Annotated in this window: 16 protein-coding genes and 2 pseudogenes; 9 read left to right on the forward strand and 9 right to left on the reverse strand. The window is 35.0% G+C overall.

All coding sequences use genetic code 11. From position 1 onward, the window contains the following. Nucleotides 1-2: 2 nt before the first annotated feature. The 5 genes from RRF69_RS04965 to RRF69_RS04985 all read right to left on the reverse strand — a co-directional run bounded on the left by RRF69_RS04965 (nucleotide 3) and on the right by RRF69_RS04985 (nucleotide 13896). The gene (locus RRF69_RS04965; protein ID WP_316940879.1) at nucleotides 3-425 is read right to left on the reverse strand and encodes a T9SS type A sorting domain-containing protein; all 423 of its coding nucleotides are present in this window, start codon (nucleotides 423-425) and stop codon (nucleotides 3-5) included. After that, complete coding sequence (locus tag RRF69_RS04970; protein ID WP_316940882.1) at nucleotides 376-9009, reverse strand: FG-GAP-like repeat-containing protein; 8634 nt, start codon at nucleotides 9007-9009, stop codon at nucleotides 376-378. The genes RRF69_RS04965 and RRF69_RS04970 overlap by 50 nt, the downstream gene beginning before the upstream one ends. Before the next feature lie 570 nt (nucleotides 9010-9579). Continuing rightward, a complete protein-coding gene (gene glmS / locus RRF69_RS04975) occupies nucleotides 9580-11436 on the reverse strand; it encodes a glutamine--fructose-6-phosphate transaminase (isomerizing) (protein WP_316940884.1) in 1857 nt (618 codons plus the stop codon). 47 nt (nucleotides 11437-11483) lie between these two features. Next, entirely contained in the window at nucleotides 11484-13073 is a 1590-nt protein-coding gene (locus tag RRF69_RS04980; RefSeq protein ID WP_316940886.1) for a DUF4270 family protein, read from the reverse strand. Between the two features lie 13 nt (nucleotides 13074-13086). After that, on the reverse strand, nucleotides 13087-13896 hold the full coding sequence (locus tag RRF69_RS04985; RefSeq protein ID WP_316940888.1) for a glycogen/starch synthase: 810 nt from the start codon (nucleotides 13894-13896) through the stop codon (nucleotides 13087-13089). Between the two features lie 96 nt (nucleotides 13897-13992). On the opposite strand from RRF69_RS04985, the gene panC reads away from it, so the two are divergent. The 4 genes and pseudogenes from panC to radA all read left to right on the forward strand — a co-directional run bounded on the left by panC (nucleotide 13993) and on the right by radA (nucleotide 17616). Beyond that, nucleotides 13993-14835, forward strand: a complete 843-nt coding sequence (panC, locus tag RRF69_RS04990; RefSeq protein WP_316940890.1) for a pantoate--beta-alanine ligase — start codon at nucleotides 13993-13995, stop codon at nucleotides 14833-14835. A 51-nt stretch (nucleotides 14836-14886) separates the two neighbouring features. Continuing rightward, nucleotides 14887-15238: pseudogene (panD, locus tag RRF69_RS04995) on the forward strand (aspartate 1-decarboxylase). Nucleotides 15239-15245: 7 nt separating this feature from the next. Then, a complete protein-coding gene (locus tag RRF69_RS05000) occupies nucleotides 15246-16196 on the forward strand; it encodes a lysylphosphatidylglycerol synthase transmembrane domain-containing protein (protein WP_316940892.1) in 951 nt (316 codons plus the stop codon). 58 nt (nucleotides 16197-16254) lie between these two features. Continuing rightward, nucleotides 16255-17616 (forward strand): DNA repair protein RadA, encoded by a 1362-nt coding sequence (radA, locus tag RRF69_RS05005; RefSeq protein WP_316940895.1) that lies wholly within the window; start codon nucleotides 16255-16257, stop codon nucleotides 17614-17616. 84 nt (nucleotides 17617-17700) lie between these two features. Here radA and RRF69_RS05010 read toward each other — a convergent pair whose 3' ends face one another. Together RRF69_RS05010 and RRF69_RS11765 are read right to left on the reverse strand one after the other, a co-directional pair. Next, nucleotides 17701-18447 (reverse strand): uroporphyrinogen-III synthase, encoded by a 747-nt coding sequence (locus RRF69_RS05010; protein WP_316940898.1) that lies wholly within the window; start codon nucleotides 18445-18447, stop codon nucleotides 17701-17703. Between the two features lie 16 nt (nucleotides 18448-18463). Beyond that, nucleotides 18464-19051 (reverse strand): DUF4271 domain-containing protein, encoded by a 588-nt coding sequence (locus tag RRF69_RS11765; RefSeq protein ID WP_410479476.1) that lies wholly within the window; start codon nucleotides 19049-19051, stop codon nucleotides 18464-18466. 135 nt (nucleotides 19052-19186) lie between these two features. On the opposite strand from RRF69_RS11765, the gene RRF69_RS05015 reads away from it, so the two are divergent. The 4 genes and pseudogenes from RRF69_RS05015 (at nucleotide 19187) to RRF69_RS05030 (ending at nucleotide 22199) form a co-directional block, all read left to right on the forward strand. After that, on the forward strand, nucleotides 19187-19909 hold the full coding sequence (locus RRF69_RS05015; RefSeq protein WP_316940901.1) for a polyprenol monophosphomannose synthase: 723 nt from the start codon (nucleotides 19187-19189) through the stop codon (nucleotides 19907-19909). A 4-nt stretch (nucleotides 19910-19913) separates the two neighbouring features. Beyond that, nucleotides 19914-20378, forward strand: a complete 465-nt coding sequence (locus RRF69_RS05020) for a GNAT family N-acetyltransferase (protein ID WP_316940903.1) — start codon at nucleotides 19914-19916, stop codon at nucleotides 20376-20378. Between the two features lie 6 nt (nucleotides 20379-20384). Continuing rightward, nucleotides 20385-21730: pseudogene (locus RRF69_RS05025) on the forward strand (dihydroorotase). A gap of 1 nt (nucleotide 21731) precedes the next feature. Continuing rightward, nucleotides 21732-22199, forward strand: coding sequence for a DUF4296 domain-containing protein (locus RRF69_RS05030; protein WP_316940906.1), 468 nt, complete (start codon nucleotides 21732-21734; stop codon nucleotides 22197-22199). Nucleotides 22200-22246: 47 nt separating this feature from the next. Here the strand turns inward: RRF69_RS05030 and RRF69_RS05035 are convergent, their stop codons facing one another. Both RRF69_RS05035 and RRF69_RS05040 read right to left on the reverse strand, forming a co-directional pair. Continuing rightward, on the reverse strand, nucleotides 22247-22633 hold the full coding sequence (locus tag RRF69_RS05035) for a hypothetical protein (RefSeq protein WP_316940909.1): 387 nt from the start codon (nucleotides 22631-22633) through the stop codon (nucleotides 22247-22249). A gap of 120 nt (nucleotides 22634-22753) precedes the next feature. Then, on the reverse strand, nucleotides 22754-23257 hold the full coding sequence (locus tag RRF69_RS05040) for an NAD-dependent epimerase/dehydratase family protein (RefSeq protein WP_316940912.1): 504 nt from the start codon (nucleotides 23255-23257) through the stop codon (nucleotides 22754-22756). Between the two features lie 180 nt (nucleotides 23258-23437). On the opposite strand from RRF69_RS05040, the gene tyrS reads away from it, so the two are divergent. Next, nucleotides 23438-24730, forward strand: a complete 1293-nt coding sequence (gene tyrS, locus RRF69_RS05045) for a tyrosine--tRNA ligase (RefSeq protein ID WP_316940914.1) — start codon at nucleotides 23438-23440, stop codon at nucleotides 24728-24730. Nucleotides 24731-24785: the final 55 nt, after the last annotated feature.

Raw genomic sequence — 24785 nt, forward strand, 5'->3', positions numbered from 1 at the left:
AATTATTTTTTTATTATTAATCGTTTCACTTCGTTTTGTTGCAGTAGTCCTTTGCTATATTGGTTTATACGAATAAAATAGAAACCATTCGATAAAAAGGAAAGATTAAGAGGCATTGTTTGCGTACCTTCCATCGTCTTTATTTGATCACTAGACCAAACCTTTTTTCCATTTATATTATATACATTTAAAAGAAGCATATCCGTTGCTTTAGGTAGGTTATAAAATAAATTCATCTGACCACTTGACGGATTAGGGCCTAAAATAAATGCTTCCAATTGATTCACAATATTAGGTGTAAATTGAACCGATAATGTTAATCCTTTCAAGGCACCAGCTGCAGATTTTTCAACATTTAAATTTACATTTTTGTCTTCAAACTTGGTTAATAATTTTGTTTTCCATAGGTGTAATTGAAGTTTCACTAAAACTGTATATCATCAATGTATTATTACTGCCTTTACCAAAGTTTAGCGTATTGAAATTAGCTAAGTTTTCAGAAACTTTATATTCAAATTCCTTATCAAAGACCAACTGCATTCCTGCAATTTCTTTATCTGTAGAAACATACAAGTCATTGCCTTCCCAAGAAAATAAAGCATCTCCAACTGGGGTGTTTGAATAATAAGTGAATCCCTTAATAGAATTCCTATTTTTATTTGATGTTTCTGATAAAATAATATCAACAATACCTACAATATCTCTTACATCTATAAAACTGTCATTGTTAACATCGCCAGCTTTAAAAACAAAAGGCGTTGGATTATTTCCTAAAATATAACTTACGGACGTTACTAAATCAGTAACATTTACTGTTTTATCACCGTTACTATCGCCCAATGTTGCATCAACACTACAGCCATTTTCATCAACCGCGTCACCTTTTGGAGTATCTGGACAGTTATCTAAATCATTTTCAATCCCATCACCGTCACTATCAGTATCAATCCCCGAAGCAGAAACCTTAAACTGAACTGGATCTGAAAATTCAGAACCTGAATAAGAAGCATCAACAGCCTGCACCGACCAATAATAAGTGCCCTCTGGTAAGCTTAATTTCCACTTTAAGTTATGTTCAACATTCCCTTTTTCAGCATCTTTTTTAACTCCATTGGCATTCGAGTTTGAAGACATAATCTCTTCACCTCCTGGAGTAGTTCCAATTTTAAGAGCATATGTTAAACCGATGCTTGGTGTATGATCATCTGTCGCTGCATTCCAGGTAAATTCTAAAGGAATATCTTTAGAACCTTCAGCTTCTTCCAGGAAAACAATATCATTAATAACTGGAGCAGATGGAGGATCGTTTACTGTGAAGTTCTGATTTAAAGCATATATATTTGCATTCCTCCCTTGGTACTCCGGTTTTCTTAAAGAACTTTTACTTGCTAAAACAGTTGCAGATTGATTTCGAACGTTTATATAAGTCCTAAAAATATTATCGTTACTATTATTTCCAAATTGATCTTCTTCATTGCTTTTACCAGCAATTACAAAATCTAAATCACCATCACCATCCAAGTCGCCAAACTCTACTTCTGCCTTAATAATATCGCTAACATCAAATGCACTGTCTACATATGTTTTTGTACTCGAATCATATTCATTTAGTTTCGTAATCTCTCCACTTCCTGAAAAAGTTCCAGAATACAATAAATCTGCATATCCATCTCCATTAAAATCTCCTAAATCAATTTTACCCTCTCTCATAGGGGCTAAACTATTTGGTAATTTTGAGAAGGTAGCACTACCGTCAATTATAGTATTCATGTAAATTTCAAAAACATCGCCATCTTTACTTTCTCCTGTAAATACAGCATCTAAATCGCCATCACCGTCGAAATCAATAAAATCTGTTGTTCCATTTTTAACAGCTACTAAATTATTACTGGTTTGTTCTAATGTAAATGAACCCCCTAATTCTGTTGTGTTTTCATAAACAAACGTTTTAAAACCATTTTCAGCACTAAAACCACTTATCACAAAATCAATATCTTGGTCATTATCTACATCTCCTAAATCATAGGAAGCGTATTGCAATGCAGCTATTTGATCAGATACATCATTTAATTCAAAATAACCACTACCATTTGCAGGAGAAACATTATACTCGTATAAGTATAATTTTGGAATTCCTGATAATGAACTAGAAGACATTCCTACCAAAAATATTTCTGCCTGTCCATCATTATTTAAATCCACAACTCTAGCCTTTGCATTGAACAAACCTGCTCCAACTTCTTGTTGAATGTAATCTGAATTTGAACTTAAATAAATATTTAAGTAATAATTTGAATCATATGCCGTATTTACTATAATATCAGCAACTCCATCTCCATTGATATCGCCTACTTCAGTATTTGTAACGTTACTAATATATCTTAATGGACTATTATTATCTCTTATTAATTGTGTTCCATCATATTTTAGTAATTGCGAACTACCATCTGTTTTTGAACCATAGATTACATCTAAATCATTGTCATTATCAACATCTCCTAATTTTATAACTGGATTATTAACACCAGCAACAGTTCTGTCTACAATCCCTCCTTGATTTAATATTTTCCATTCATAGACTAGGGTAAACGAATTTTCTTCTGAGAAAACACCCCCTTTGAGTCCTGGATCTACCGCCTGCACAGACCAATAGTAATTTCCTGGATCTAACTGCATATCATAAAAGTTGTTATAGATAGGAGGTGCCTTGGAAATAAGGCGTTCACCTGTTGCTAAATCACTCTCTGTATTCGACAATTCTGTTCCTCCAGGAGTTGTCCCTACTCTTATAACATATCCTAGGTTGGTAGCATAATCATCTTCAGGTAAATCCCAATTAAAACGTACGTTTCCGTTTCCTAAATCTACTAGTTCTAGACCTGTAATCTGAGATGGTGCACTATTTTTCTTATTTGCAATTTCAGTTTCGTACAACAAGGTCTCAGCACCTGATTCTCCAACTCCTGTTAAAAACAAATCTAAATCGCCATCCATGTCATAATCTACCCAATTTGCGGTAGATGCCCTCAAACCTATTAGTTCAATTCCTGAATCTTTAAAATCATAACTTTCTGCGATATTACTTGATGCGGGTACTTGCTTGAATAATTTAGTTACAGGATCTCCTGATTGATTTTCCCCTGTAAATAAAATATCATTTTTGCCATCATTATTATAATCTGCAACAGCAATATCTCCTTTTTTTAATATTGGGTAGGTATCACTTTGATATTCCTGACTATTAAAGTATAATTTTAGATTCCCTTGGTCGTCTTGTCCATTTGAAATCACAGAGATATTATTACTCTGTACTGATAATTTTGCTACTTCAATCGAAGAGTTTTTTAAACCCGGAGTATAATTATTATAATAGTTGTTATAATTATTAGAAGCTTTTATATAGGTATTAAAAATAGTACCCCCAATCGCATTTCCATTTCTATTTTCTCCAGTAAAAATAATATCATTATCTCCATCTAAATCGCTATCTACTATTTTAAGATCACCATTAATAAAACCATTTCCATCATTGCTAATTCCATCATAACGAAATCCATCGTCTCTTATATAATTATTTGTAGTATCATCTTTAAAATACACATGAAAAACAAAATTATCTTCTGCATCCTGACCTGCAATTGCTAAATCAATATCGCCATCATTATCTAAATCCCCCCAAGCCATTTTTGTAGAGAATAATTGTGGCAATTCGTATCCTTCAGTTGGTTCAATAAAAATATTTGAAGCCCCTACAATAGTGTTTATATACACTTTTGTTACGGGTGTTCTTTCTACCCCATCATAACCTGAAACTACCAAATCTATGTACCCATCTTTATTTAAATCTACCCAGGTAATGTCTCCTCCAAATACATTTACAAAGTTTTGTTCGGTATCCTCAAATACTCCTTCATTATTTTGATATAGTATAGTAACGGCACCAAGAGAACTACTTTGTCCCATAACAGCAACATCTTTATCGCCATCATTATCGTAATCTCCCCAAGAAACAGCACCTTCAGATAAGCCTAAAAACGGACTTTCTTGAAGTGTCATTGTTATCTTATTATTTAGTATAACGATGGATAATTCATCCGTATCGTTTAAAATTGCATTACTAGCCAATGTTTTGGTGAATACAATGAACTCTTCGTCCTCATCATTTAACTCATCCTCTATACCGGCAATAACCAGTGCGCCTGAAGTCTCACCTGCTTTTACTTTTACTTGCAAACTAAACTCATATTTCTGTATACGTCTATTGCCATTGTCTGATATATAAAGATTTCCCAAAGCATCAAATGCAAAATTTCGAGCATCACTTAACTGATCTTGTTGAGAACCACGGCCATTTGACGTGACTACCATAGTCGATTCATAGGATGTTTTATCATGCTTTAAGATCCCTGACATCTGATTCCAATTATTGTCATAATACTCAATTAAAACAAAAATATTTCCTTCCGAATCAATATCAATACCTTGAGGATATGTATTATAATAATTATTTTCTTCATTGTAAGAAAACAATGTTTCTCCTGAATCTGCTCCTGGAACCCATTTTTGAATGCGATTATTGCTTCTATCTACTATTAACAAGTTTCCTTCTAAATCTATAATGAAGCTGTGAGGATACGATAATTGATTATCACTATTCCCTTCTCCATTTCCTCCTGCTACGGTAACTCCCTCAGTAGCTCCAGGTGCCCATTTTTGAATACGATTATTACCTGTATCTGCTATGAAAATATTCCCTTCTGTATCAACTAAAATAGATTGTGCTTCTGATAACTGATTTGATGCTTGACCTATATCATTACCTCCTGCAACAATCTCTTTACTATTCGTTCCCTTTGGAATTTTAAAAACAGTTCTACCGTAGTTTCCTATATAAAAAATATTTCCAGAAGCATCAACAAATACATCTCTCACATCTCCCCAACTATAACCATCAGTTATGACTACCTCTTGTCCTTCCTTAGCACCAGGGGTCCATTTTTGAATCCTTGAATTCGCAGCATCAGCAACGTACACAGTGCCATTTTCAGTAATATGAATTCCTCTTGGATCTGCTACTTGATTTTTAGCACTCCCGTAACCGTTTCCACCAGCTACTGTTTGAATTTCAATAACAGAGTTTCTTTTAAAATCTGCATCAAATATAGCAGTACCTATAGATTTTAGACCAACAACAACATCTTTTGAAGTTGCGGCATCTAAAGTTGCCACAATATTAAAGGTTTCGTGTTCTGCTATCGTTGTTCGTGAAGCTGAAAGCACTACATTAGGGCTTTCATTACTTTCTAAAAATAAGGTAGCAGTGTCTGTTTCTGCTGTCGCGTTTGTAATTTCTGTAACTTTAAATATAATAGTATCCAACACCTCTACTACACCATCTGCTGGGATCTCTACTGTAGAAATAGTAATGGTCCCTGAGGGGGAGTCTGCCGGAATGGTAATCGTTTTACCACTTAACTTATAATCTGTAAGCTCTGTTGCAGTCCCTTCCATTGAAAAAATAACTTTAACCTCTTTTCCAGAAACGGCAGACAAAGTTGCGGTAAGTGTTACATCCGTGTTTGAAGTTTCAGTAATTTTATCTTGATTAAATTCAAATTTAAGTGTTGGTATTTCCGAAGTATCTGTTAATTTTACAGAAAGTGCATCTGTACTGACCAAAATACCATTCGTGATATTCGTATTTAAAATAATTGTTTCATCATCCTCATCCCTTGTGTCTTCTAGTCCAGAAAACAACAATTCAGCTACCGTTTCCCCTGCTTTCACTACTAACTGTGGTGAAAAATTATACTTCTGAACACGTTGATTCTCTGAATCTGAAACATAAATATTTCCTATTTCATCAACAAAGAAGTTATGTGGATAATTTAAATTATTAGCACTACTTCCACGCTGACCTCCTGCAACTAATATTCCCGTTGATGAATTGGATGGGTATTTTTTAATACTGTGATTATCTCGCTCTAAAACGTACAAACTTCCAGCACCGTCTATAGAAACACTTTGAGGTTGTCTTAAATCCTGAATAAGTGTTTCTCCCTGAATTGCATCAGGGGCCCATTTTTGAACTCTGCCGTATGCCTCATCAGCAACATAGATATTGCCTTGGGCATCTACAGCTACACCTCTAGGATTATATAATTGATTTAACTCTCCTCCACTGCCGTTACCTCCTGCTACGATTACTCCTTCTGTAGCTCCAGGCGCCCATTTTTGAATACGATGATTCTCAGTATCTGCTATATAAATACTACCCTCTGTATCTATAAAGAAACCCGATGGATTGTATAATTGATTTAATTCTGCTCCATACCCATTACCTCCTGCAACAACAGTACCACCAGACCCCTCTGAACTCCATTTTGTAACACGGTGAGCACCCTGTTCTAAAACATAAATATCTCCATTTACATCTACGGATACATCTATCGGTTGAGAAAGACCACTAATTAATATTTCTCCTTCAATATCACCCGGTGCATATTTTTTAAGATTACCATCGTAAACTTGTGCAACATATAGATTCCCCTCGTTGTCAACGAAAACACCTCTAGGATATCTTAACGTTTGATTATTGTTCGAATCTAATGAACTCCCAGCTACTGTTGTTATTCTTACCTCTGTATTACTTGTAAAATCTGAATTGTACTTTGCATCACCTACAGAATTTAGATTAAGTATAACATCTTTTGACGCTGCAGCACTTAAAGTCGCAATCACATTAAAGGTTTCGTTTTCTGCAATACTTTCTTGTGAAACAGTAAGTGCAACCTCAGGATTTTCAATACTTTCTAAAAATAAAGTAGCACTGTCTTCTATCGCTGTCGCATTGGTAATTTCTGCTACCTTAAATACTATAGTGTCCAATGCCTCTACTTCCCCATCTGCTGCAATACCTGCTGTAGATATAGTAATCGTTCCTGAAAGTGAATTTGCTGGAATCGTAATTGTTTTACTTGTCAATGTATAATCTGCATCTTCTACTGCTGTTCCGTCCATCGTGAAAACAACTTGAACCTCTTTTCCAGAAAGTGATGATAGAGTTGCAGTAAGTGTTACATCTGTACTAGAATTTTCTTTAATATTTTCTTCACTAAAAGTGAAGGCAGCCGTAGGTGGATCGTTGATGTCTGTTAAGTTAACAGTCAATGCAGTTGAACTCGCTAAAACAGCATTCGTTATTGAAGTGTTTAAAATAATTGTTTCATCAAGCTCATCTCTTGTGTCTCGTATTCCAGAAAACAACAATTCAGCTACCGTTTCCCCTGCTTTCACTACTAACTGTGGTGAAAAATCATACTTCTGAACACGTTGATTCTCTGAATCTGAAACATAAATATTTCCTATTTCATCAACAAAGAAGTTTTCTGGCTGATTTAAATTATTAGCATTACTCCCACGTTGACCTCCTGCAACGACTGATCCAAAAGTAGATTTTGATAGATATTTTTTCAAAACATGCCCAGATGCCTCCAAAACATACAGGTTCTCATTTGCATCTAAAAAAATGTCCGTTGTATAGTTTAATCCTTCAAGAACTGTTGTTCCTTGAATTGCTCCAGATTCCCATTTTTGAACTCTACTATAATATCCATCAGCAACATAAATGTTGCCTTGAGCATCTACAGCTACACCTCTAGGATTTCCTAATTGATTGAATTCTCTGCCTTCTCCATTACCTCCTGCTACGGTTACTCCTTCAATAGCTCCAGGCGCCCATTTTTGAATACGATAATTCTGTGTATCTGCTATATAAATACTACCCTCTGTATCTATAAAGAAACCCGATGGTTTGTATAATTGATTTGAATCTGCTCCATACCCATTACCTCCTGCAACAACAGTACCACCAGACCCCTCTGAACTCCATTTTGTAACTCGATGAGCCTCCTGTTCTAAAACATAAATATCTCCATTTACATCTACGGATACATCTATCGGTTGAGAAAGACCACTAATTAATATTTCTCCTTCAATATCACCCGGTGCATATTTTTTAAGATTACCATCGTTAACTTGTGCAACATATAGATTCCCCGCGTTGTCAACGAAAACACCTCTAGGATATCTTAACGTTTGATTATTGTTCGAATCTAGTGAACTCCCAGCTACTGTTGTTATTCTTACCTCTGTGTTACTTGTAAAATCTGAATTGTACTTTGCATCACCTACAGAATTTAGATTAAGTATAACATCTTTTGACGCTGCAGCACTTAAAGTCGCAATCACATTAAAGGTTTCGTTTTCTGCAATTGTGGCCTCTGAAATGTCTAGAGTAACAATTTTATCATCTATGATATTTACAGTTCGTATTACCTCTAATGCTGCATTTGTTGCTGCATCAGCTACATTATAAGTAATTGTATAAGTACCCAAGGTATTGACATCTACGAAATCACCACCCACAACAATATTTGTGGTAATATCACCATCTATAGAATCAACTGCAGTTGCACCTGCATCTGTGTATGCTGTTCCTAAGGTTGAAGAAATAATTGTAAAGCCTGTTAAAGTTATTATGGGCGGTGTGGTATCTATTAAAAAGTCTGGTAATGTTAAACTGGAGGTATTCCCTGCGGCATCCGTTACTGTTAAAGTTTCTCCTGAATAACTTCCTACAGCTAAAGTATTAAACGTAATGGTGTTATTTCCTGTAATTGCATTTGTAGCTGTAGAGAACCCAATACTACTAGTGATTGTTCCCGCTTCATCAGTATTAAACACATAACTAGGTGTCTCAGAATTTCCTGATGGAGCAATTGCTGTTACCTCAGTAAGCGTTGGCGCCTTTAGATCGTTAAACGGAACTGTTGTTGATATAAGTGCACTATCCGTTGCACTATTATAAACTGTTCCTGCGAGTGTAAGAACTTCTGCACCATCCGAAGTCCCCAATAAAGTTAATGCAAATGTAAAAGTTGTATTATCTGTAGTGGCTAGTGTATAACTACTTAGTGTTGCTGTTCCTGAAGCAATGGTTGGAACCAATTCAGCATCCGTTAACTGTGTTGATCCATCAGATTGGAAAACAGCCTTAGCTAAAAGTAATAGTTGCAGACGTATTGATCGTATTTACAGCTAAAGCTTCTGATATAGTTGGGGATACTTGCGAAAAAATTGATAACGTAAAAATTGATACCGTTAAAAAAAGTAACTTTTTTTTCATAATAATTGTATTTAAAATAAAATTAATGTCTTTTGTATCTAATTATTTACAGTAATAAAAATAATTTTCAACAGATAGAAACCAAAAATACAATCATAAAATTTAATTTTTAGCCCATATATAGCCCATTAACTTTTAGATGAAAAAAATATCAACTTAATAGCGAAAAAGATTATGAATGGAAAAAACTCAAAAGGGTTTGCTATAAATGTTTCTGAATATTTAGATGACACTTTTACGATGCTACTCTTCAAAATGTTCATTAAAAAAATGTTTTATATAACAAACACTGTTAATCTTTGGAACAAGAACAACTCTAAGGAGGAGTTGTTCTTGTTAATATTGAGAATGTTTTAAGTAGTTTATAGGAGTAAGAGTAATTGTCACGAGCACTACTCCACCGTGACCGATTTTGCTAAATTTCGGGGTTGATCCACATTTTTATTCAACATTACCGCTATGTGATACGAAATTAACTGAAAAGGAATTGTTGTTAATAAAGGAGTCAATGCTTCCATTGTTTCCGGAATTTCAATTACGTGATCTGCAATTTCTTTTACTTGGGTATCTCCTTCGGTAACGATTGCAATAATTTTTCCCGATCTAGATTTTATTTCTTGAATATTACTCACAACTTTTTCGTAATGTCCTTTATTGGTTGCTATAACAAAAATTGGCATATTTTCGTCGATCAAAGCAATCGGCCCATGTTTCATTTCAGCGGCTGGATACCCTTCAGCATGGATATATGAAATCTCTTTTAATTTTAAAGCACCCTCTAAAGCAACTGGAAAATTAAATCCTCTCCCAAGATACAAGCAGTTTGTTGCATCTTTATACACAGCAGCAATTTCTTTTACGCTATCATCAATTTTCAACATCTGTTCTATCTGACTAGGAATCAACTCTAAAGTTCTTAAATAGTTTTGAAAAGCTGACGTTGACAAAGTTCCTTTCTCTTTTGCTAGTTTTAATGCGATTAATGAAAGTACCGTAATTTGAGTTGTAAATGCTTTTGTTGAGGCTACTCCAATTTCTGGCCCAGCATGGGTATATGCTCCGGCATCAGTTTCTCTCGCGATAGAAGAACCAACAACGTTGCAAACACCAAAAACAAAAGCTCCCTTAGATTTTGCTAATTTTATAGCCGCCAAAGTATCTGCTGTTTCTCCAGATTGAGAAATGGCAATCACAACATCTTTGGATGTGATAATTGGATTTCTATAACGAAATTCAGACGCATATTCTACTTCAACGGGAATTCTTGCCATATCCTCAAAAAGATATTCTCCAACCAAACCAGCATGCCATGAGGTTCCACAAGCAATGATAATAATCCTATCGGCATTTAAAAACTTAGACATATTGTCATCTACCCCCGACATTTTAATAATACCTTGATCAGGCAACATTCTCCCTCTGTATGTGTCTATAATTGCCTTCGGTTGTTCGTGAATTTCTTTTAACATAAAGTGCTCGTAACCGCCTTTTTCAATTTGCTCCAAACTCATTTTAAGCTTTTGAATAGTGGCATCAACCAAAGAGTCGTCCATGATTTTACGAACCTTGATTCCCTTTCCAATCTTTATAATCGCAAGTTCCTCATCTTCTAAGTAAATCGCATTCTTAGTATATTCTAAAAAAGGGGAAGCGTCAGAAGCAACAAAAAACTCATTATTCTCTTTCCCAACACCAATGGCAATAGGGCTTCCTAGCCTTGCAACCACTAATTCATCAGGTTTCGTTTTATCGAAAACAGCTATCGCATAGGCGCCAACAACGCTGGTTAATGCCAATTGAACAGCCTTTCCTAGTTTGCAGTCCTCGTTCTTTTTTACTTCTTGAATTAAATTGATCAGAACCTCTGTATCGGTGTCACTTTTAAAAGTATATCCTCTTGTGACAAGCTCTTTTTTTAAAGTATCGTAATTTTCAATAATTCCGTTGTGAACAATGACCAAGTCCCCTGATTCGGAAAAATGTGGATGGGAATTAGTGTCGTTTGGCACACCATGAGTAGCCCAACGAGTATGACCGATTCCTATTTTTCCTACTTTTCTTTTTTCTTCATTATTGACAATCAATTCGAGATCAGAAACTTTTCCTTTTGTTTTGGATAATTTCATTTCTTTCCCGTCATACATCATAATTCCTGCACTATCATAACCACGGTACTCCAACCTCTTCAGTCCATTGATCACAATAGGGTAAGCATCTCTGTACCCAATATATCCAGTAATTCCACACATTTTCTTTCTTTTTAGCTAATTCGTAATTTTTTTGGGGTCCGCTTTCTTTAATTTCCCTTCTGAGAATAGGAAATTTTTAAAACTGCTTTTTTTGTATCATTTGTTGGCGATTCGTTTAGAAGAGTAACTGCTTTTGGAGTCCAACTATAAGGTCTAAATATGGTGTCATTTAAATTCAAATCTGTGGGATTTAAAGCTTTCAATGACAATTTAGGATTGTAATTTGTTTCGGCACTCAATAAATCAGAAATATAATCGGTAATTCTAAAACTATATTTTGTCTTTACTTCGTCTTCACTCTCAACAGAACCCCCAAAAGTGGCGTTTTCTGTAAAAATATCTTTGATATGGCTTTGAATTCGTTTGCCTGTCGTTGGATCTAAATGATCCTTATACAAATACAACCTTTCTGGAACCATTGACACGTCAGCAGATTGATCTATATAAAGGGTCAATAATGCATCATTTACCAACACATTTTTTAAACGCAATTCTTCCAACTGATCTGCAATTCCATTAAGATCGTTATCTGCTCCAAACAAAGAGATAGAACCCTCAGCCCCTGCAGTCCCTTGTATTTTAATCTGTTCGTTTGCTGGATAATCCCGGTTGCCCATTTTATAATAGCTTCGTCTAGTAAGAGTAGCTCCACCCAAAGAAAAAGAAGTGTTCTTTTTATTACTGTGTAAAACCTCGGTTCCTCCTTTTAAAACGGTGTTGGTGTAATAGACCTCTATGGACGGATTCAATGCAGGATTTGAAGCATTGTTGAAGTTGAACGAAATCAGAGATCCATCATTCCCTGAAGCCTCTATTATTAGGCCTCTAAAATAATTGTTAAAGGCGTCTTGAGAAGAAAAATCAGAAGTCTCATAGTTGTCAAAAATAAGTTGTTTAAAAACGACCTCGTCTAATGGAATTCTAGCAAAAGGAACAGGAATTGTACTTGTTGCCGCAGTAAACTTAATTGTGTCGGTAGCATACAGAGTGTTTTCACTTGTTCTTCTTTTAACGTAAATAAGCGTATCGTTTTCATTCGGAAGAAAAGAATAGTCTACAACACTATTTAACGGACTTCCTGTCGGTTGAAAAACAGCATCTGATAGGTACTCATTTCCTTCTGTTGGATCTTGTGGGTTAAGTTTGTTCAAATACTCTTCTGACTGATACAAATTTAAACTAAATGCCTCCGTAAGGTTCCCAAAAACAGAATCTAATTCGTAAGAAGGTCCATCGGTCGAATTGTCTTTTAACGTTGCTTGATAGGGTAATTTTAAAAATACGGTGTCAATCGTAGAAATGTAGGTAGTATCTCCTACGTAAATAGTATCTGAATATTTCAATTCTGCTGGAAGTGCAACTTGAGATACAAGTGATGCTTCTAATTTTTGATAATCGGCATTATTATAAACCCCTAACAAATACTGTCCTGGCTCCACATTAATATTGTCTGCTCTCATTCGCTCAATAGGCTTGTTCTCTACAGCAATATCTACCAAAACGCTTTCAGTAGAAAAAATGTTGTTCTTAATAATCGATGTTCCAATGTCTGTAAAGTCTTTTTCGCATGAAATGATTCCTGAAAAAAGGAACACGAAACCACTAACATATAGAGTACTTTTGAGGATGTTTTTCACTTCTAAAAAAATATTAGTTTACCGATAAAAGATCGGTATAAAAATTTAAATAAGGTTCTTTTAAGTCGTCTGTTTGAAACTCTAAGACCGGCTTGTTTTGCGCTGTGATAAAAGAAGCGATATCATCGGGCATTTCTTTACTTCCGTAAATAATAGCATCCGAATTTTCTATTGCACTTTTTAAAATATTGGTATGCGTTGGACTTTGAATCGTTGCAATTTTGTCATCAGCTATTTCATCAAATTTTACTTTTGCAGCCAATTCCGAATTCAATTCTCCTTCAAACGGATTGTTGTACACAGAGGTAATAATTTTGCTTTCGGTAAAAAGAGGCTCTTCTTTGTAAAACTCTTTTAAATAGAGTGGTAAAAGTGACGCCAACCAACCGTGAACATGAATAATATCTGGTGCCCAATTTAGTTTCTTTACCGTTTCTACAACTCCTTTTGCAAAGAAAATCGCACGTTCGTCATTGTCTGAAAACAACTGATCATCTTCATCTGTAAATACTGCTTTTCGTTTGAAATATTCTTCATTATCAATAAAATAAACTTGCATTCTTTCTTTTGGAATCGATGCAACCTTAATGATTAATGGCATGTCCATATCATTAACAATCAGATTCATTCCAGACAAACGAATCACTTCATGCAATTGATGTCTTCTCTCATTAATCACCCCATAACGAGGCATAAATATTCGAGTCTGAACACCTTTAGAGTGTGAGTTCTTAGCAACATTGAATGCTGTGGAAGATAGTTCTGTTTCTGGTAAATATGGAATTACCTCCGACGATACATATAAAATTCTTTTGTCCTTCATTAAATCAAACTCTTTTATAAGGTTGCAAAAATACAAATTATTATGCTAATATCGTGTTAAAATGGTAAGTTTGCACATATTTCACCTAGACCTCCAATGAATATTTTCTACACAAAGACAGACTTAAAAGCCTATTTAGATGTACTTAAAACCCAAGAAAAACAAATTGGCCTAGTACCTACCATGGGTGCTTTACACAAAGGGCACATTTCTCTTTTAAAAAAATGTGCAAAAGAAAATGATGTTTCCGTGGTGAGTATTTTTGTAAACCCTACTCAATTTGACAACTCCGATGATTTAATAAAATATCCTAAAACATTTAAGGCAGACGCAAAGCTTTTAGAGGCTGCAAATTGTGATGTTATTTTTGCCCCTTCTGTACAAGAAATATACCTCGAAAATGTGGCTGCAACAACATTTAATTTTGAAGGGCTAGAAGATGAAATGGAAGGAAAATATAGACTGGGGCATTTTAATGGTGTTGGAACCATTGTAAAAACCCTTTTTGAAATTGTTGAACCTCATAGGGCTTATTTTGGGCAAAAAGATTTTCAGCAACTACAGATTATTAAGAAAATGGTAGCCTCTGAACAGCTGCCCGTACTGATCAAAGGATGTAAAATTCATAGAGAAGAGGATGGTTTGGCAATGAGTTCTAGAAATAGTCGCCTAACCGATGCCCATCGAAAAGTGGCTCCAATGATCTTTAAAACACTTCAAGAAGTACAAGAAAAATTTACCCTAGAGCCAGTTGAAAGTATTCTCAAGTGGGTAGAAGATGAGTTTCAAAAACAACCCTTATTAAGCCTTGAGTATTTTACAATCGCTGATGAAAAAACGCTCAAAAATTGTGTGCACAAGGATCCAAAAACACAGTACAGAGCATTCATTGCCGTTTTTGCAGGAGAGATTCGGTTGATAGACAATGTTCCTCTTTAATTTTCAGCCTTCAAAAAAAGAAATAAGAATTTAAAACAGTATTTTTGCATCATGTTAGTACAAGTCGTAAAATCTAAAATCCACCGAGTTAAAGTAACGGGTGCCGATTTAAATTATATAGGAAGCATTACCATTGATGAAGATTTAATGGATGCTGCCAATATTATAGAAGGCGAACGCGTCCAAATTGTGAACAACAATAATGGAGAGCGTTTAGAAACCTATGCAATTCCATGGTCCTCGTGGTAGTGGAGAAATTACATTAAATGGTGCTGCAGCAAGAAAGGTTGCCAAAGGTGATGTTTTGATCTTAATAGTTTACTGCTATATGGAATTGGATGAAGCAAAAAACTTCAAACCTTCTTTGGTTTTTCCAAATGAAAAAGACAATACATTAACCTAACTCGAACTTGAATTACAATTTCAAACAAATAGTACAAACCATTCTACCGCTTCTTTTAGGCGGTTTTTTAGTTGGGTATTTATTTACGATCATTCCCCCTGCAACATTGTTCGAGTACTTTAAAAAGGCGAATTATGGATGGGTCGTTCTAGGGTTGTTTTTTGGGGTATTAAGTCATTTATCAAGGGCATATCGTTGGAAATTCATGCTCGCACCGATGGGCTACCAACCCAAATTTGCAAATAGTATTTTGGCAGTTTTAATTGGCTATTTTGTAAACCTAGCCATCCCAAGAGCTGGTGAAGTATCAAGAGCTACCGTTATGGTAAATTACGAAAATATTCCTTTCGAAAAAGGTTTTGGAACCATTGTCGCAGAAAGAATAGCCGATTTAATCATGATGTTTATCATCATGGGGATTACGCTTTTTTTTCAATTTGACTTTATCATTGAGTTAGTTTTAAAAAATTTCGATCCAGTAAAAATTGGATTGCTTATTACTGCTGTTGTTGGCGGAACTATCATTTTTATTTTCTTTGTAAAAAAAGCCACAAAAGGCTTTTTATTAAAAATCAAAAATTTCGTCCTCAGTCTGGTAGAAGGAGTCCTAAGTATCTTAAAAATGAAGAAAAAATGGGCTTTTCTTTTTCATACCGTTTTTATTTGGACAATGTATGTTGCCATGTTTTGGATAACCATTCCTGCAATTGAAGGCTTAAAAGTTCCTATTGGAGCAGTACTGGTGGGATTTATTGCTGGAGGATTTAGCATTGCTGCAACCAATGGAGGAATTGGCTTGTATCCAGTTGCCGTAGCTGGCGCCTTTCAACTTTTTGGAGTTTTGGAAGAACCTGCCACTGCTTTTGGAAGTGTAATGTGGGCAGCACAGACTGCTATGATCATTGTTTTTGGAGGACTGGCTTTTTTAATCCTCCCAATTTTCAATAAGAAAAAATAATTCCTTTCAAACGTTGTAACTTTGTTTCTTTACAACGCTTTAACTTTGAACTAAAAAAATGGCAAAAACCAAAACAACTTTTTTCTGTCAAAATTGTGGCACTCAACACGCAAAATGGGTGGGTCAGTGTGGTGCTTGTAAAGAATGGAATACCATTGTAGAGGAAATCGTCCAAAAAGAAGAAAAACGGGTTTGGAAACAAGCGTCCACTGCAAAACAAACCCTCAACAAACCACTAAAGGTTGCCGATATTCAACTCAACCCTGAAGAACGAATTGTTACCAATAATAAAGAATTAGATACGGTTTTAGGGGGTGGCTTGGTTAAAGGTTCTGTAACTTTATTGGGAGGTGAACCTGGAATTGGAAAATCAACCTTACTGCTGCAAGTTGCCTTAAATATCAACCAAAAGGTCTTGTATGTTTCAGGAGAAGAAAGTCAGTCTCAAATTAAAATGAGAGCAGAACGATTGGAAGCATCTAACTCAAACTGTTTGATACTTACAGAAACGAATACCCAACAAATTTTCAAAAATATTGAAGAAACCGAGCCCGATGTTTTGGTAATTGACTCCATACAAACACTCCACACAAATGCCATAGACGCCTCTCCAGGAAGTATTTCACAAATCCGAGAAGCGGCTGCAGAGTTGATTAAATACGCTAAAGAAACAGCAACCCCGGTGTTGTTGATAGGTCACATCAACAAAGAAGGAAATATTGCAGGACCAAAAATTCTAGAACACATGGTCGATGTAGTTTTGCAATTTGAAGGCGACAGAAACCATACCTATCGAATTTTAAGATCCCAAAAAAACAGGTTTGGCTCTACTTCTGAATTGGGAATTTACGAAATGCTTTCTTCTGGTTTGCGAGAAATTACAAATCCCTCTGAAATTTTAATTTCGAAAAAAGATGCCGATTTAAGTGGAACCGCAATTGCCTCTACTTTGGAAGGGATACGCCCATTAATGATAGAGATTCAAGCCTTAGTCTCTACCGCAGTGTACGGAACGCCACAACGCTCTACTACGGGATATAACCTAAAACGATTGAATATGATTTTAGCCGTTTTAGAAAAACGTGCTGGATTCAAACTAGGCGCAAAAGATGTCTTTTTAAATATCACAGGAGGAATCAATGTTGATGATCCCGCAATTGATTTGGCCGTGGTCGCAGCAATTTTATCTTCCAATCAAGATGTAGCAATTAATCCAAATGTATGTTTTGCAGCCGAAGTTGGTTTGGCAGGAGAAATTCGTCCCGTTTCTAAAATTGATCAACGTATTTCTGAAGCAGAAAAACTAGGATATAAAACTTTCGTTGCCTCTAAATACAATAAAATCGCCTCGAAAAATCAACACATTAAATTGATTTTAGTTGGCAAAATTGAAGAAGCTTTTGCAACCTTATTTGCATAATCCGTATTTTATAAATCCAAAAAACCGAACAGAATTGTTCGGTTTTTTTTATCATTCAAGGTTTCTGAAATAGATTCAGAACAATTATTTCTTATTTACTTCTTTTAGGTATCGCTCCAAAGCCATTGTCATTGAAGGCATTTCTGGGGTTGGTGCAATAACATTACACGTCAACCCAGCGTCTTCTACTGCTTTGATAGTCGTTGCTCCAAAAGCAGCAATTCGTGTGTTATTCTGTTGAAAATCTGGAAAATTCTTATACAAAGAATCAATTCCCGAAGGACTGAAGAACACTAACACGTCGTAAAAAACATTTTCCAAATCAGATAAATCACTCATCACTGTTCTGTAAAAATCAGCTCTCTTCCAATTGATTCCGATACTGTCTAATTCTTCTGGAATTAATGGTTTTAATTTATCTGAAGAAGGCAATAAAAACTTTTCTTCTTTGTGCTTCTTGATCAGTTTTGTTAATTCAGGAAAGGTTCTTTTTCCAACATAGATTTTACGTTTTCTGTAAACGACATACTTTTGTAAATAATACGCAACTGCTTCAGACTGACAGAAATACTTCATAGCGTCTGGAACAGAAAATCGCATTTCTTCAGCGACTCTAAAGAAATGATCTACCGCATTTCTACTCGTTAAAATAATAGCAGTAAATTTAGATAAATCAATTTTTTGAGCCCTTATATCCTTAACAGGGATACCTTCAACATGTATAAAAGATCTAAAATCTATTTTTACTTTTTGTTTTTCAGACAGGTCAAAATAAGGAGAAGTTTCCGTTTTTGGAGCTGGCTGGGATACCAAGATGGTTTTCACTTTCATGCGATTAATTTTGTATTTAAAACATCCATTTAAATAAAATAAATAGGGGCGCAATTTCAACGGCACAAAGGTACAAAATTATATAAAATAACTTACTTAAAATCAGGTTTTTGTTATTGGAAAATAACAGCAAGATCTTTATCAAAAATAGAACCGCAATGATAATGAATAAAATCAATTTATTAAATTGGGTATAAAAAAATACAATTAGGATTGGAAAAATCCATAGAGCTAGGGTATCCGTATATATTTTTTTAGCAGTTAAGAAGAAAATTGTTTGGGATTGTATTGAAAACAGCATCGGAAGCAAAAACTCTAAAATTCTTTTTAAACTAAAATACAAAAAAACAATTCCTAAAATTTTTGAAAAAAAAGAACTGTTTAACTCCGTTTGATTGGTAAAATAATTGATTGCAAAAAAACTAAGCATCGAAAAAATGAGGATTGTAAAAGAAAATAGTATGAGAGAAAACCGATTGAATACAGAAACTCTTTCTTCGATTTCTGAAATGATAAAGCCGTCATTAAAGAAAGCCCTTCCATATTCATTTAATTTGGTACGATCAAATCCTTTAAGTAAAAAAATGCAAAACAGTAATCCCATAAAAATGAGGGTTACCCAATTTGTAGAAATATCAATTCTTTCTATTGCTTGCAAGTTTTTTGGTTTTCTAAGATTAACACAAAATTAGTAATTAAATACTGTATATTTGCTTTCTTACTCCCTGAAAATTGATTTATGTCAGACGCGTTGGTTATTATCCCCACCTATAACGAAAAAGAGAATATTGAAGCCATCATTAGAGCTACTTTCAATCAAAAAAAGGACTTTCATCTTTTAATTGTAGATGACAATTCCCCTGACGGTACGGCTAGAATTGTTAAACAATTAATTTCTGAATTTCCTCAAAAACTATTTATTGAAAACAGAAAAGAAAAAAACGGTTTAGGAACTGCTTATATTCATGGTTTCAAATGGGCAATTGATAGAAAATATGAGTATATCATAGAAATGGATGCCGATTTTTCGCACAACCCAAACGATTTGATTCGCCTTTACAATGCCTGTGCGCTCGAAGGAGGGGATGTTGCTGTTGGTTCTCGATACGTAAACAATCAAGTAAACGTAGTTAATTGGGACATCAAGCGATTGTTGCTCTCATATTTTGCCTCCAAGTATGTTCGTTTCATTACGCGAATTCCTGTTTTTGATACCACTGCAGGTTTTGTTTGCTACAAACGCAATGTCTTAGAAACCATCCAATTGGACAACATAAAATTTGTTGGGTATGCTTTTCAAATTGAAATGAAATTCAAAGCATGGAAACACAGATTCAAGATCAAAGAGGTTTCTGTAATTTTTACTGACCGAACTTTAGGGGCTTCTAAAATGAGTGGAAACATTGTATCTGAAGCTCTTTTTGGAGTGATCAAAATGAGAATAAACGGATTGCCAAAATAAATGTATGGAGAATTCAATTTCGATCAGAACGGCAAAAGCGAGTGATTTAGAAACCTTATTAGAATTTGAACAAGGAGTTATTGAGGCTGAAAGACCTCTAGATCCTTTTTTAGCTGAAGGAACCTTGACGTACTATAACATTCCAGAATTAATTTCTTCTGATCAAATCCATTTTGTAGTGGCAGTTAGTAGAAATGAATTAGTTGCTTCGGGCTATCTTCGAGTGGAAAACTCAAAGCATTATCATAAAAACCCAACCCATGGATATATTGGATTTATCTATGTAAAACCAGAATTTAGAGGAAAAAGAATTAGTAACTTTGTGATAAGCTCCCTGCAAGACTGGGCAAAAGAAAAAAAATTAAATGAACTCCGATTAGATGTTTACAGCAATAACCTTTCGGCAATAAAAGCTTACGAGCGTTTTGGGTTTGAAAAGAGTTTAGTAAACATGCGAATCGATATTTAAAAAAATATGACAGCATCTACTTTAATTAAAAATGCCAATATCGTTAACGAAAACAAGACCTTTACAGGGGATGTTTTGATTGAAAATGAACGCATTAAAAAAATTGCTCCTTCCATTTCGATCACAGACCCTACTAAAGTTACAGTAATCGATGCAAAGGGAAAGTATCTAATTCTGGATTTATCGACGATCAGGTTCATTTTAGAGAACCTGGTTTAACACACAAAGCAAACATTGCTACTGAAAGTAAAGCAGCGATAGCAGGTGGAATTACCACCTTTATTGAAATGCCAAATACAGTACCTCAAGCAACAACACAGTCCTTATTAGAAGAAAAGTTTACAATTGCATCTAAAGATTCATATGCAAACTATTCGTTTATGTTTGGTGGCACCAATGACAACCTCGAAGAATTGTTAAAAACCGATCCCCAAAAAGTGGCAGGAATCAAATTATTTTTAGGTTCTTCTACCGGAAATATGTTGGTAGACAATGAAGCTGTCTTGGAAAAAATATTCTCGTCAACAAAAATGATCATCTCAGTGCATTGTGAAGACGAAGCAACCATTCGAAAAAATACTGCAACCTATGTAGAAAAATACGGTGATGCCATTCCAATCAAATACCACCCATTCATCAGAAGTGAAGAGGCTTGCTATTTGTCATCGTCCAAAGCGATTGAGTTGGCAAAAAAAACAGGTGCTAGATTGCACGTTTTTCACCTATCAACTGCAAAAGAAACGGCTCTTTTTAGAAATGACATTCCTTTAGCGGAAAAACAAATTACATCAGAAGTTTGCATTCATCATTTGTGGTTTTCAGATGAGGATTACGATAAAAAAGGAACTCATATTAAATGGAATCCTGCAGTAAAAACGACCAAGGATCGACAAGGTTTATGGGAAGCCCTACTGGACGACCGAATTGATGTCTTGGCAACCGACCACGCTCCGCATACTCTAGAAGAAAAAAACAACAGCTATTTAAAAGCACCTAGTGGTGGACCCTTAGTTCAACATGCCGTATTAGCTATTTTAGAAAAAGTTAAAGAAGGTGTCATTCCTATTGAAAAAGCTGTTGAAAAAATGAGTCACAATCCAGCGATTTTATTTCAAATAGAAAAACGAGGATTTGTGAAAGAAGGTTTTTTTGCCGACTTGGTATTAATTGACCCAAACCAAGCTCAAACCGTCTCCAAAGACAATATTTTGTATAAATGTGGCTGGTCTCCCTTTGAAGGAACCACTTTTTCTTCGACCATCACCCATACCTTTGTGAATGGAAATTTAATGTATCATAATGGGATTTTTAATGAAGAAATCAAAGGAAAAAGAATCACTTTTAATCGATAAAATGAAAAAACAAATTGTCTTTGTCTTTGTAGTGATGTTCTTGTACAACTGTACTAGCAATACCATTTATAAAAAACCTACAGATTTGATTCCAAAGGACACCATGGCGATTTTGATTCATGAAATGATCATTGCTGCTTCAGCAAAAAATATCAAGACCATCAATTTACAACGGAAAATAAATTACTTCCCTTTTGTGTACGATCGCTTCAAAATAGATTCAACACGTTTTATGAAAAGTAGCCTGTATTACACCTCTAGAATTGATGACTATGACGAAATTTTATCCAAGGTAAAAACAACGCTGGAAATCGAAAAAAAGAAATACAGTACCTTAAAGACAATAAACGATTCAATTACTAGAGACTCCATACAACAGCTCAATTCAAAAAAACCGTTACTAAAAGACGATATCGAAGAAAATAGGAATCTCCTGAAAAAAAGCAAGAAGTCAAAACCAAAAATGTAAATGGATAAAACAATCCCTTTCAGGGTTTTGAACCCTGAAAGGGCGACTTATTCTTTCAAGTCCTCTAAAAAATGACCCCCTGCCTTCAAAATCACTTTGTCAATTTCTGTAAATTGAAACCCTTGAGTTTGTTTGATTTTTTCTGAAGAATATTTAGAGATCTGATGGGCACTTCTAGCCGAATACTTGCTCAATAATGGCTCTTTTCTTGTAATTATGGAGAAGAGGCTTGAAACTCGCCATAGAATATTGGTTTGCCATGAGGAAATCTTTTTCACAGGTCTTTTTGCACCTAAAACAAGTGCAATAGCGTCTAAAATTTCTTTGTAGGTTTTATTTTGAGCAACTAAAATAAATCGCTCATTTTTGGTCCTAGACTCCATCAAAAGGATCATTGAATTAACAACGTCTTCTACTCCAACAAATCCAGTCACTCCTTCTGTATAGTATCTGAATCCTTGAGCGCATTTACTGAATAATTTCCCAGAACCTGAATTCCAAAAACCACTTCCTAAAATAACTCCAGGGTTTACAACGATTACATCAACACCCTCCTAGCTAGCACGCCAAATTTCCATTTCAGCACCATATTTGGTAATTGCATACCCACTATTGTCTGCTTCTTTATTCCACTCGTTGTCTTCGGTAATAAGTCCTCCTTGTAAAGAATCTCCCACTGAAGCAATGGAACCCACAAAACAGATTTTTTTTATCTTGGCATCAATCGCAAGATTAACAAGAATTGCTGTTCCGTGAATATTTACTTTTCGCATCTCTCTGTAATCTTTAGGATGAAAAGAAATAAGAGCGGCACAATGATAAACTTTCTCAACACCAATAAAGGCAGGAATCATATCCGGAACATTGGTGATATCGGCTTTAAACCATTCTATCTTTGACACAAGAGACGCGTCTTCTGAATAATAGGAAAACACTTTTTTTACGGCTTCAATCTTTACTTCAGTTCGATAAATAGCTCGAACTTTCTGATCCTTTTTGATCAAATGATACAATAAATGTGCCCCTACTAAACCTGTTCCCCCTGTAACTAAAATCATACAGCGAAGTTATGGTTTTTTGATTGATAAGTTTATCTTTGCTTCGTTAAAAAGAAGTTCTGTGATCTTCTTTCGCAATGGAAAACAACGCTTTTTGAAATCGAAAACAAAAAGCCTACAACTTCAACACATTCCGTTGAGCACCTGTATTTAAAGAAAATACATAATATTTAAGTTTGGATGAAAAATTTTATTGAAGAATTACAATGGAGAGGAATGTTGCACGACAGCATGCCAACAACAGAGGAGCATTTATTAGAAAGTATGAGAAGTGCCTATGTAGGTTTTGACCCTACTTCCGATTCTTTGCATATTGGAAATTTAGTACCAATTATGTTGCTTGCACATTTTCAGAGATGTGGTCACAAACCAATTGCATTGGTGGGTGGAGCTACAGGAATGATTGGAGATCCCTCTGGGAAATCTGCCGAACGAAATTTATTAGACGAAACAACTTTACGCTACAATCAAGAGGCTATTAAAGGGCAATTAAGTCATTTTTTAGACTTTACGTCCAATGCAGAAAATGCAGCCGTTTTGGTAAATAATTACGATTGGATGAAAGATTTTTCTTTCTTAGAATTTATTCGTGATGTTGGAAAACATATTTCTGTAAATTATATGATGGCAAAAGATTCTGTAAGAAACAGAATTGGATCTGAGTCTAAAGAAGGAATGTCCTTTACAGAATTTACTTACCAATTGGTTCAAGGATATGATTTCTTGCATTTGTATCAAAATCACAACACCTCAATTCAGATGGGAGGTTCCGACCAATGGGGAAATATTACAACAGGAACGGAATTGATTCGAAGAATTGGTGGCGGAAAAGGCTATGCAATTACCTGTCCTTTAATCACAAAATCAGATGGAACTAAGTTTGGGAAATCTGAAGGAGGAAATGTTTGGTTAGATGCCAAAAGAACTTCTCCATATAAATTTTATCAATACTGGTTAAATGCTTCTGATGAGGATGCTGAAAATTATATTAAAATCTTCACCTTTTTAGAAAAGGAAGCCATCGATGCGTTAATTCTTGAGCATAAAGAAATGCCTCATTTGCGTTTGTTGCAAAAGAGAATAGGAGAAGAAGTTACCTTATTGGTTCATGGGCAAGATGCTTTTGAAAATGCAATAAAAGCCTCGAATATTTTGTTTGGAAAATCTACCGCCTCCGATTTAAAATCGTTGGACGAACAAACTTTTTTAGATGTTTTTGACGGAGTACCACAAGCAACTGTTTCGATTACTGATGTTGAAGAAGGTTTGGACATGATTGGTGCTTTGGCAGCAAAAACGAACTTTTTAAGCTCCAATGGTGAAGCAAGAAGAGCCCTCAAAGAAAATGCCATTTCTGTAAACAAAGAAAAAGTAAGTGAAGACTTTAGCATCTCTAAAAAAGATTTGATCGCACAGAAATATGTACTCTTACAACGTGGTAAAAAAACCTACTATTTATTAGTTGTTGTCTAATCTTATTTAAGAATATGTTGCCTTCTATGGAGGAACTGAAAGAACCCAAAAAGGT

Source organism: Polaribacter sp. HL-MS24 (assembly GCF_032758595.1).
GTDB lineage: Bacteria > Bacteroidota > Bacteroidia > Flavobacteriales > Flavobacteriaceae > Polaribacter.